Annotated in this window: 10 protein-coding genes and 1 tRNA gene; 10 read left to right on the top strand and 1 reads right to left on the bottom strand. The window is 74.8% G+C overall.

The window, feature by feature from the left end; genetic code table 11:
* Positions 1-45: 45 nt before the first annotated feature.
* Entirely contained in the window at positions 46-621 is a 576-nt protein-coding gene (locus ACFV04_RS25270) for a 5-formyltetrahydrofolate cyclo-ligase (RefSeq protein WP_380532544.1), read from the bottom strand.
* Positions 622-683: 62 nt separating this feature from the next.
* Here ACFV04_RS25270 and ACFV04_RS25265 point away from each other — a divergent pair, with 62 nt between their 5' ends.
* From ACFV04_RS25265 to ACFV04_RS25220, 10 genes are all read left to right on the top strand, one after another.
* Positions 684-1,595, top strand: a complete 912-nt coding sequence (locus ACFV04_RS25265; RefSeq protein WP_380532541.1) for a GGDEF domain-containing protein — start codon at positions 684-686, stop codon at positions 1,593-1,595.
* 51 nt (positions 1,596-1,646) lie between these two features.
* A complete protein-coding gene (gene galU, locus ACFV04_RS25260; protein WP_380343244.1) occupies positions 1,647-2,567 on the top strand; it encodes a UTP--glucose-1-phosphate uridylyltransferase GalU in 921 nt (306 codons plus the stop codon).
* 22 nt (positions 2,568-2,589) lie between these two features.
* On the top strand, positions 2,590-3,927 hold the full coding sequence (gene glp, locus ACFV04_RS25255) for a gephyrin-like molybdotransferase Glp (protein ID WP_380532538.1): 1,338 nt from the start codon (positions 2,590-2,592) through the stop codon (positions 3,925-3,927).
* Positions 3,928-4,103: 176 nt separating this feature from the next.
* Positions 4,104-4,544 carry a cyclic pyranopterin monophosphate synthase MoaC gene (gene moaC, locus ACFV04_RS25250; protein WP_360259380.1) on the top strand — a complete coding sequence of 147 codons (441 nt, stop codon included), beginning with the start codon at positions 4,104-4,106 and terminating at the stop codon, positions 4,542-4,544.
* Entirely contained in the window at positions 4,541-5,059 is a 519-nt protein-coding gene (locus ACFV04_RS25245; RefSeq protein ID WP_380343250.1) for a molybdenum cofactor biosynthesis protein B, read from the top strand. Before moaC ends, ACFV04_RS25245 begins: the two co-directional genes overlap by 4 nt.
* A complete protein-coding gene (locus tag ACFV04_RS25240) occupies positions 5,056-5,682 on the top strand; it encodes a GNAT family N-acetyltransferase (RefSeq protein ID WP_380343352.1) in 627 nt (208 codons plus the stop codon). Before ACFV04_RS25245 ends, ACFV04_RS25240 begins: the two co-directional genes overlap by 4 nt.
* A 150-nt stretch (positions 5,683-5,832) precedes the next feature.
* Positions 5,833-6,840 carry a hypothetical protein gene (locus tag ACFV04_RS25235; protein ID WP_380532535.1) on the top strand — a complete coding sequence of 336 codons (1,008 nt, stop codon included), beginning with the start codon at positions 5,833-5,835 and terminating at the stop codon, positions 6,838-6,840.
* Between the two features lie 81 nt (positions 6,841-6,921).
* A tRNA-Ala gene (locus ACFV04_RS25230) sits at positions 6,922-6,995 on the top strand.
* 361 nt (positions 6,996-7,356) lie between these two features.
* Positions 7,357-8,559 (top strand): glycosyltransferase 87 family protein, encoded by a 1,203-nt coding sequence (locus ACFV04_RS25225; RefSeq protein ID WP_380532532.1) that lies wholly within the window; start codon positions 7,357-7,359, stop codon positions 8,557-8,559.
* A gap of 43 nt (positions 8,560-8,602) precedes the next feature.
* A complete protein-coding gene (locus tag ACFV04_RS25220; RefSeq protein ID WP_380532529.1) occupies positions 8,603-10,234 on the top strand; it encodes a DUF2079 domain-containing protein in 1,632 nt (543 codons plus the stop codon).
* Positions 10,235-10,338: the final 104 nt, after the last annotated feature.

Genomic DNA, 10,338 nt, shown 5'->3' with positions numbered 1-10,338 from the left:
GACCCGCTCCCACCAGGGAGCGGGGCCGCCGCCGTTCGCCCGGGGTCACCCCAGCCGCCGCACCCCCGAGGGCGTGACCGCCAGGTCCACCGGCCGGTCGTGCGGCTCGGCGGGCACCCGCTCCAACAGCTCGTGCTCGTACAGCAGCACCGCCAGCACCGGCCGGACGCCCGCCCGCCCCAGCCGGTCCAGCACCCGGTCGTAACTGCCGCCGCCCCGGCCCAGCCGCAGCCCGGTGCCGTCCACCGCCAGCCCCGGCAGCAGCACCACGGAGGCCTCCGTCACCGCCTCCGGCCCGAGCCGCGGACCGACCGGCTCCAGCAGCCCGCGCCCCGCCGGGGCCAGCGCCTGCGGCCCCGCGTACTCGGCCCAGTCCAGGTCGTTGTCCGCGAGCAGCACCGGCAGCAGTACCCGCACCCCGCGCGCCAGCAGCGCGTCCAGCAGCGGCCCGGTCCCGGGCTCCGCCCCCACGGAGACGTACGCGGCCACCGTGGCGCCCCGGCCGGCCAGTTCCCCGGCGTGCCCGGCCAGGGCGAGCCCCGCCGTCGCGCGCTCCTCGGCGGAGAGCGCGCGCCGCCGGGTCAGCAGCCGTGTCCTCAGGTCGCTCTTCTCGTTGTGCACCGGATCCTCCACGTCTCCAGACCGTCGACGCGCAGAGCCTGCCACGCGAAAGGGCGCCCCGATTGTCCACCCCGCTGCTGGTCCAGGCCCTGGCCGCGCTGAGCGCCCCCGCGCTGGCCGGCGCCACCGCCCTCGGGCTGAGGGCCCGGCGGGACCGCGCGGGCGCCGCGGCCGGGGCACAGCGGCTGCGCGAGCGGATCACCGAACTGGAGGACCGCTGCGCCGAGTTGGAGCGCACCGCCTCCTGCGACCCGCTCACCGGCGTGTGGAACTACCGCCACCTGCAGCTCACCCTGGACCGGGAGATCGAACGGGCCCGCCGCGCCGAGCACGCCGACCAGGCCGACGGCCCCCGCCCGCTGGCCGTGCTGATGCTGGAGATCAGCGGCTTCGACACGGTCATCGCCGAGCACGGCCGCGGCCGGGCCAACGCGATACTGCGCGACCTCGCCCAGCGCCTCGCGATGGAGATCCGCCGGGCCGACACCCTGGGCCGCTACAGCGGCGAGGAGTTCCTGGTGGTGCTGCCCGACACCGGCGCCGAGGGCGCCGCGCAGGTCGCCGCCCGGCTGGTCTGGTCGGTCCGCCGCCACCTGCTGCTCGACTGGTCCTCCGGGACGCGCGAGTCCCGCCCGGCGCACGGCAACGGCCTCACCGCCGCCGCCGGGGTCGCCGTCCTGCCCGAGGACGGCGCGCACGCCGCCGTCCTGCTGCGCGCGGCCGACGCGGCCCTCGCCGAAGCCCGGGCGGCGGGCGGCGACTGCTGGCGGATCTCGTCACGCCGTGGCGACCGGACGTCCACCGGGGTTCGCGAAACGGTCACTTCCGGTACGGAGTACGGTCCGACAGCCGAACGTGACCGTTCGGAAAAGCCGGGTAGTCTGTCGGCCTGTGCCGGAGGGGACCCCCTCGCCCAGCCGGTCCCTTCCCATACACCAGCCACTGTGGCCGTGCCCCGCGACGTGCTGTCCTAGCCGTCCGACCGCGCTCGGCCGGGCGAAAATGTGCCTGAGTAAGGTAAACGCATGACGACGACCAACTCCCGAGTTCCGGTAACCAAGGCCGTGGTACCCGCGGCCGGACTGGGCACCCGCTTCCTTCCGGCGACCAAGGCCACCCCGAAGGAGATGCTGCCCGTCGTCGACAAGCCGGCCATCCAGTACGTCGTCGAGGAGGCCTCCAGCGCGGGCCTGTCCGACATACTGATGGTCACCGGCCGGAACAAGCGCGCCCTTGAGGACCACTTCGACCGCGCCTACGAGCTGGAGGAGCTCCTCGCGCGCAAGGGCGACCAGCAGCGCCTCGCCCGGGTCCGGGAGTCCGTCGAGCTGGCCAACATGCACTACGTCCGCCAGGGCGACCCCAAGGGCCTCGGCCACGCCGTCTCGGTCGCCGAGCAGCACGTCGCCGGCCAGCCCTTCGCGGTCCTGCTGGGCGACGACCTGATCGACCCGCGCGACCCGCTGCTCTCCCGGATGATCGAGGTCCAGCAGGAGCTCGGCGGCTCGGTCGTCGCCCTCATGGAGGTCGACCCCTCGCAGATCCACCTCTACGGCTGCGCCGCCGTGAAGGCCAACGGCTTCGGCGAGGACGTCTTCCAGGTGACCGACCTGGTCGAGAAGCCCGAGCCCGGCGAGGCCCCCTCGAACTACGCCGTCATCGGCCGCTACGTCCTCGACCCGCTGGTCTTCGACGTGCTGCGCGAGACCCCGCCCGGCCGCGGCGGCGAGATCCAGCTCACCGACGCCCTGCGCGAGCTCACCACCCGTGAGCCGGCCGACGGCGGCCAGGTGCACGGCGTGCTGTTCAAGGGCCGCCGCTACGACACCGGCGACCGCGCCGACTACCTGCGCGCTATCGTCCGTCTGGCCGCCGAGCGCGATGACCTGGGCCCGGAGTTCCGCTCCTGGCTGCGGGAGTTCGTCGGCTCCGAGATGCAGGACTGACACGACAGAGAGCGAGTCGCCGATGACCGGGTCCACCGAGCACAGCACCACGTCCGCAGCCTGCTGCGACGCCGGAACGGACCCGGCACCGGCGGCCCCCCGCCTCTGGACGGTGGACGAGCACCTCGCCGACGTGCTCGCCGCCGTCGGCCCGCTCCCCGCGATCGAGCTCCGGCTGCTCGACGCCCGGGGCTGCCGGCTGGAGGAGGACGTGGTCGCCGACGGCGACCTGCCGCCCTTCGACAACAGCTCGATGGACGGCTACGCCGTCCGCACCGCCGACACCGAGGGCGCCACCGACGCCTACCCGTCGGTGCTCTCGGTGGTCGGCGACATCGCGGCCGGCGCGGGCGAGCTGCCGAAGGTCGGCCCCGGCCAGGCCGCCAGGATCATGACCGGCGCCCCGCTCCCGCCCGGCGCCCGGGCGGTCGCCCCGGTCGAGTGGACCGACGGCGGCACCGGCACCGGAGTGGCCGCCGCCGCGATGACCGCGCCGGTCCCGGACGAGGAGGTCCGCGTCCTGCGCCCGGTCGCCGAGGGCGCGCACATCCGCCGCCGCGGCAGCGACGTCGCGGCCGGCTCGAAGGTCCTGGAGGCCGGCACCAGGCTCGGCCCCACCCAGCTCGGCCTGCTCGCCGCGATCGGCCGGGCCGCCGTGAAGGTCCGCCCGCGCCCCCGGGTCGTGGTGCTGTCCACCGGCAGCGAGCTGGTCCAGCCCGGCGAGCCGGTCGGGCCCGGGCAGATCGCCGACTCCAACAGCTTCACCCTCGCCGCCGCCGCCCAGGAGGCCGGCGCCATCGCCTTCCGGGTCGGCGCCGTCCCGGACGACGCCGACCGGCTGCGCGCCGTCCTGGAGGAGCAGCTCGGCCGGGCCGACCTGATCGTCACCAGCGGCGGGGTCAGCGTCGGCGCGTACGACGTGGTCAAGGAGGTCCTGGAGGCCCACGGCGGAGTCGACTTCCGCAAGCTGCGGATGCAGCCCGGCAAGCCGCAGGGCTTCGGCCGGATCGGGGGCGCCGACGGGGTCCCGCTGCTCGCCCTGCCCGGCAACCCGGTGAGCGCCTACATCTCCTTCGAGCTCTTCGTCCGCCCGGTCATCCGCACCATGCTCGGCGCCCCCGACGTGCACCGCCCGGTCGTCCGCGCGCTCTGCCCGGTGGCGCTGCGCTCCCCGGCCGGCCGCCGGCAGTTCCTGCGCGGCCGCTACTCGGCGGCGGACGGCACCGTCGAGCCGGTCGGCGGCGCCGGGTCGCACCTGGTCGGCGCGCTGGCCCGGGCCGACTGCCTGATCACCGTCCCCGAGGACGTCACCGAGCTGCCCGCCGGCAGCGCGGTGGACGTGGTGCTGCTGGACTCCTGAGCGGCCCGGCGCGGCCCGCCCGCGCCGACCGCCGACACCGGGTCCTGAGCGCCCGGCGCGCCGGGGGAGCTGTACGGTAGCGCGGTACTTCGACCTGCGCGCCCCTGGAGCCACCCGTGACGACACCTCCCCCCGGCGACCGCCTCACCCACGTCGACGACCAGGGCGCGGCCCGCATGGTCGACGTCTCCGAGAAGGCCACCACCGCGCGCACCGCCGTCGCGGCCGGGCGGGTGAGGGTCTCCCCGAAGGTGGTCGAGCTGCTGCGCGGCGAGGGCGTGCCCAAGGGCGACGCCCTCGCGGTGGCCCGGATCGCCGGGATCATGGGCGCCAAGAGGACCCCGGACCTGGTCCCGCTCTGCCACCCGATCGCCGTCTCCGGCGTCAAGGTCGACCTGGCCGTCGTGGACGACGCGGTGGAGATCACCGCCACCGTGCGGACCGCCGACCGCACCGGCGTCGAGATGGAGGCGCTGACCGCCGTCGCGGTGGCCGGGCTGACCGTCATCGACATGGTCAAGGCCGTGGACAAGGGCGCCGCCATCGAGTCCGTCCGGGTCCTCAGCAAGACCGGCGGCAAGAGCGGCGACTGGTTCGCGCCGGAGGTCGACGCGTGAGGGCGCTCGCCGTCACGGTCTCCAACCGCGCCTCGGCCGGGGTCTACGCGGACAAGGGCGGCCCGCTGCTGGTGGCCGGCCTGACCGCGATGGGCTTCACCGTCGACGGCCCCCGGGTCGTCCCGGACGGCGAGCCGGTGGAGGCCGCGCTGCGCGAGGCCGTCGCGGCCGGCTACGACGTCGTGCTGACCACCGGCGGCACCGGGATCTCGCCGATGGACCTCACCCCCGAGATGACAGCCCGGGTGATCGACCGCCAGGTCCCCGGCATCGCCGAGGCCATCCGTGCGTACGGGCGGGAGAAGGTGCCGACCTCGGCGCTCTCCCGCGGGCTCGCCGGGCTCGCCGGACGTACCCTGATCGTCAACCTGCCGGGCTCGACCGGCGGCGTCAAGGACGGCCTGGCCGTGCTGGAGCCGCTGCTCGCCCACGCCGTCGACCAGCTCGGCGGCGGGGACCACCCCCGGCCCGACGCCCCGGCACCCGGGGCTCCAGCATCCGGGAGAGGGCACTGAACGCCGGCTGGCCGGTTGAACTCCACGAGGGGGACGTCGCGCTGCGCCCGATCCGGGCCCGCGACCAGCGGGACTGGCAGGAGGTGAGCCGCCGCAACCGGGACTGGCTGCGGCGGTGGGAGGCCACCGTGCCGCCCGGCCCGGCGGGCCGGGTCGCCGGGCCCCGCCCGACGTACCGGCAGATGGTCCGCTTCCTGCGCGGCGAGGCCTCGGCCGGCCGGATGCTGCCCTTCGTGGTGCTCCACGAGGGCCGGCTGGTGGGCCAGTTGACCGTCGGCGGGATCACCTGGGGCTCGATGTGCTCGGCGAACATCGGCTACTGGGTCGACGAGGCGGTGGCCGGCCGGGGCATCATCCCGACCGCCGTGGCGCTCTCGGTGAACCACTGCTTCCGCACGCTCGGACTGCACCGGATCGAGGTCTGCATCCGGCCGGAGAACGGCCCGAGCCGCCGCGTGGTGGAAAAGCTGGGCTTCCGCTCGGAGGGAATCCGCCCGCGCTATCTCCACATCGACGGCGACTGGCGCGACCACTTGGTCTACGCGCTGACCGACGAGGAGGTCCCCGAGGGGATGCTGGAACGCTGGCGGGCGCTCAGTTCCGGTCGCGAAGCAAGTAATTGAATATATGTTCGAACGAAATATCGATATGGCATCGACCCGGTAGCGGACCGTCACAAATGCCGGCAAAATAGTCGGAGAATCAGCTTGATCACACGACACGCCGCGTCAAATTGCTGCCAGGCCTTCCCTGCCGCCCGTACGGTGTGAATCGTGAGCAGTAGCGGCCTTATCTACGCCGTCATCGTAGGGGCCTGGGCCGCCTATCTGGTGCCGATGTGGCTCCGCAGGCAGGACGAACTCAACGAGGCGCGCCCGACGGAACGCTTCAGCACCGCCATCCGCCTGCTGGCCGGGCGTTCGGCGCTGGAGCGGCGGGCAGCCCGGGCCCTGGGCGACGAACCGCGTGACGACGAGCACAGCAACGACGGCCCTCCCGAGCGGGACGGGGCCGCCCCTGGCGACCCCGCGGCGCGGGAGCCCGAACCCCCGGCGGAGCGCCCGGCCGAACGGCCCGCCCCCGCCCCGGCGCCGAGGGGCGGGGTCGAGCGCCGGGCACGGCTGCTGGCCCGCCGGCGCCGGATGGTCACCGCCCTCTTCCTCTCCTTCGCGCTCGGCGCGGTGGTCGCGGCGGTGGCCGGACTGGCCTTCCTCTGGGTGCCGGCCGTCCCGGCGGCCCTCCTGACCCTCTACATCGGCCACCTGCGCCGGCTGGAGCGCCAGCGGTACGAGGTGAAGCTCGACCGGGTCCGGGCCGCGCAGGCGGCCGAGCGGCTGCGCAAGCGCGAGCAGCAGCGCGCCCAGGCCCCGGCGGCCGACGCCGTCGCGGTCGAGGCGCCCGCGGCGGAGTCGGCCCCGGACGGGCCCGCCGAGGTGCGCGCCGCGCGCCGCCCGCACCTGCGGCTGGCCGCCGACCCCGAGGAGGCGACCGTCTCGGTGCCGTCCGCCTCCGCGGTGGCCGAGGCGACCGAGCACGAGGAGTGGGTCGACGGCATGCGCGAGCGCGGTGCGGCCGGCCCGGACTCCTGGGAGCCGGTGCCCGTCCCGCTGCCGACCTACGTCACCGCGCCGGTCGCGCCCCGGGTCTCCCGCGGCCTCGACCTGTCGGCTCCCGGCACCTGGACCGCGGGCCGCCCGGCCGAGTCCCGCACCACCCCGCTGTTCGACCAGTACGCCGAGCCGCAGGCCCCCGAGGCCCGCCCCCGCGCGGCCAACGAATGACCCTGGCCGCCCCCCGGTCCGCACCGCGGTCGGGGGGTGGTCACGGACCCCCTCCGAAAGGTGCTAGAGTTTCTTCTCGTTGGGGCTGTGGCGCAGTCCGGTAGCGCACCTCGTTCGCATCGAGGGGGTCAGGGGTTCGAATCCCCTCAGCTCCACCCAACGGACCGGCTCCGGCCGGTCCACCGAAATCCCGCCGGGAGGCAACTCCCGGCGGGATTTCGCGTTTCCTGACGCCGACTCGGTTCCGCCGGCCCGGAGGTGTTCCGCGGGCCCGCCGTGGCCGGGATCACAACACCTTCCTGGCACGGTTTCTGACGCGGTTCGGGCCTCAGGGGGGTCGGTTATGGTGGGTGGGCCCAGACGCTGACGACGGAACGATCTGGTCTATCTCAACGGGGTGCCATCGCGGTGCGCGAGTTCGGTCTGACACGGCGGGTGCGGCAGTCCGGCCCGGACGAGCCCGGCGGCACCCCGGCGACCGGAAGATCGAATTCCCGGATCCTCGCGGCCTCCTGCGTGGCGGCGGTGTCACTGGCGGTGTTCGCCCTCTTCCGGCACACCCACGGCGCCACCATGGTCGACATGCTGGTCTACCGGGCAGAGGGCCAGGCCGTCGTCCGGGGCGAGGACCTGTACGCGATGCGGCTGCCCGGCTGGGACCTGCCGGCCACCTACCCGCCGTTCGCCGCGATGCTCTTCGTGCCGAGCACCTGGTTCGACGTGAGCATCCTGCGCGTCCTGGTGATGCTCCTCAACTACGCGTTGCTCGCCCTGGCCGTGCACCTGTCGCTGAAACTGGCCGGGTGGGCGAAGCAGCACCGCACCGCCGTGGTGATCCTGGCGACCGGCCTGGGCATCTGGCTGGAGCCGGTCTTCACCACCTTCCAGTACGGCCAGGTCAACCTCGGCATCCTCTGCCTGGTCCTGTGGGACCTGACCCGCTCGGACCGGAACCGGTTCAAGGGCGTGGGCATCGGCCTGGCCACCGCCATCAAGATCACCCCCGGCCTGTTCGCCGTCTACCTCTTCCTGACCGGCCGGGTCCGGGCCGCGCTGGTCTCGGCCGGCACGTTCCTGGCGGCCGGCCTGATCGGCTGGGCCCTGCTGCCCGACGCCTCGTACGGGTTCTGGACCACGTACCTCTGGGACCCGAGCCGGGTCGGCGTGACCGTCCTCGTGGACAACCAGTCGCTGCGCGGCGCCGTCTGCCGGCTGCTCGACGTCAACGACCCCGGCCTGGTCGGGCTGATCGCCTCCGCGCTGGTCGGCGCCCTCGGGCTCGCCGTGGCGGTGCTCGCCGGGCGCTCCGCGCGGGTGCTGCGCCGGGCCGACGCCTGGGGCGCGGTCTGCGCGGCGTTCACCGCGCTGCTGGTCTCCCCGATCAGCTGGACCCACCACTGGGTCTGGTGCATCCCGCTCATCGCCCTGCTGGTGGTCGAGGCCCGGACCAGGGCGCGGCAGGTCCTGCTCGGCGTGACCCTGCTCGTGTTCCTCTCCCACGTCATGTGGACGGTGCCGCACCGCTGGGGCCGCGGGGTCGACTGGTACTGGCAGCTGCCCGGCGCGATCTACCCGCCGATGGGGATCGCCGTCCTGGCCGTCATCGGGGTCCGGGTGTACCGCGCCCGGAAGCAGGCCGCGGACGCCACCGGCGGCGGTTCCCGGGCCCTCCCGGCCACCGAGCCGGACCGCGATCCCGCGCTGACGAACCGGACCTGACGGACCGGACCGACGGACCCAGACCGGACGGATCAGACCTGACGTGACCACCCAGACCAGCCGGACCGCTCCCGCTCCCGCCCCACCCGCCGCCGCTCCCGCCGTCCGCGGCGCCGCCACGGCCCTCCTGCGCGGCCCGGCCCGGCGCACCGCGCTGCTCACCGCGCTCTGCTTCGCGGTGATGTGCGCCATCGGCCTGCAGGGCTGGACGTCGGTCTCGCTCGGCGGCTTCGACCTCGGCATCTTCGACCAGGGCGTGCGCGGCTACGCCCACTTCGGGCTGCCCGTCTCGTCGCTGAAGAGCTACCACCACGAGTTCCCGCCCGGCTTCTCGCTGCTCGGCGACCACTTCTCGCCGGTCCTGGCCCTGCTCGCGCCGCTGTACTGGATCTGGGACGACCCGCGCTCGCTGATCATCGGGCAGTCGCTGCTCTTCGCGGCCGGGGTGCCGCTGATCCGGCGGATCGCCGCGCACGCCTTCGCCGCAGCCCCGCCGCGCACCGCCCGGCGGGCCGCCGACCTGGCGGGCCTGGTCCACGCGCTCGGCTGGCCGCTGCTGGTCGCCGCCCGGGTCGGCTTCCACGAGGTCGCCTTCGCGGTGCCGCTGACCCTGCTGATGCTGGAACGCGGCCTGGCGCGCCGGTACGGCACGGTGGTGCTCGCCGCCGCCCTGCTGTGCTGCACCAAGGAGGACCTCGGCCTGATGGTCGGGGCGTACGGGCTGGTGCTGCTGCTGCGCACCCGCCGCACCGAGGACCGGGCGGGCCGGTTCACCGGCCTCGGGCTGCTGCTGGGCGGGCCGGTCGCCTCGGCCGTCGCCATCACCTGGCTGATACCGGCGATGGGCGGGGAGCCGGGCTACTACTGGAACTACGGCTCGCTCGGCACGGACGGCGGCGACGCGCTGCGCAACCTGCTGCACGACCCGTTCCTGCTGGTGCAGGCGGCCTTCGACCAGCCGCTCAAGTCGTTGCTGCTGCTCTGGCTGTTCGGCACCACGCTGCTGCTGCCGCTGCGCTCGGCGACCGTGCTGTGCGCGCTGCCGCTCCTGGCCGAGCGGATCCTCTCCAGCAACCCCAACCACTGGTCGATCGCCCGGCACTACGACTCGATGCTCTGGCCGGTCCTGCTCACCGCCGGGATCGAGGTGCTGGGCCGGCTGAGCGCGGCCGGGCGGCCCGCGCGGACCGTCCGGCGGGCGCGGCAGCTGGGACTCGGAGCGGCCGGGATCGCGCTGGTGGCCGCCGTCCCGATCGGGCTGGTGCAGCCGGCGGTGCCGTCCTCCTGGTCGGCCAAGCCGAGCGAGGCCGCGCTGGTGCGGGCGGCCGCCCTGATCCCGGACGGGGCGTCGGTCGAGGCGGACAACCAGATCGCGCCGCGGCTGACCGCCCGGACGGACGTGGTGCTGGTGGACGGCACACCGCGCGGGCGCGAGTACGTGCTCACCCGGTCGAACAAGCGCTCCTTCCCGTTCGCCACGGACACCGAGCAGGCCCAGCGGATCCGGCTGCTGCTGGACCACGGCTACCGGCAGCTCTGGGCCGAGGACGGGGTGGTCCTGCTGCACCGCGAGAGCGGCGAACCGGTGCCCGGCGAGCACGTGCCGGGGCCGGGCAGCAAGCCGGTCCAGGACGTGGTCCCGTCCGACGTGGGGCACGACCTCTTCCGGGGCTGACACCGGACCCCGGAGAAACGGCCGAGGGCCGGCCGGGGCCTCGCTCCCGCCCGCCCGCTCGCCGTGGGGGGGCCCCGGAGGGGCGGTGGGCGGACGAGGCGCGG

The sequence above is a fragment of the Kitasatospora sp. NPDC059599 genome, from assembly GCF_042735125.1.
Taxonomy (GTDB): Bacteria; Actinomycetota; Actinomycetes; order Streptomycetales; family Streptomycetaceae; genus Kitasatospora.
The sequence above is the reverse complement of the archived record's forward strand: the minus strand, read 5'-3'. Positions and strand labels throughout refer to the sequence as shown.

Bases quoted from the DNA above. Each gene is read 5' to 3' on its own strand.
- galU (WP_380343244.1), top strand. From the start codon at position 1,647: ATGACGACGACCAACTCCCGAGTTCCGGTAACCAAGGCCGTGGTACCC.
- glp (WP_380532538.1), top strand. From the start codon at position 2,590: ATGACCGGGTCCACCGAGCACAGCACCACGTCCGCAGCCTGCTGCGAC.
- moaC (WP_360259380.1), top strand. From the start codon at position 4,104: ATGGTCGACGTCTCCGAGAAGGCCACCACCGCGCGCACCGCCGTCGCG.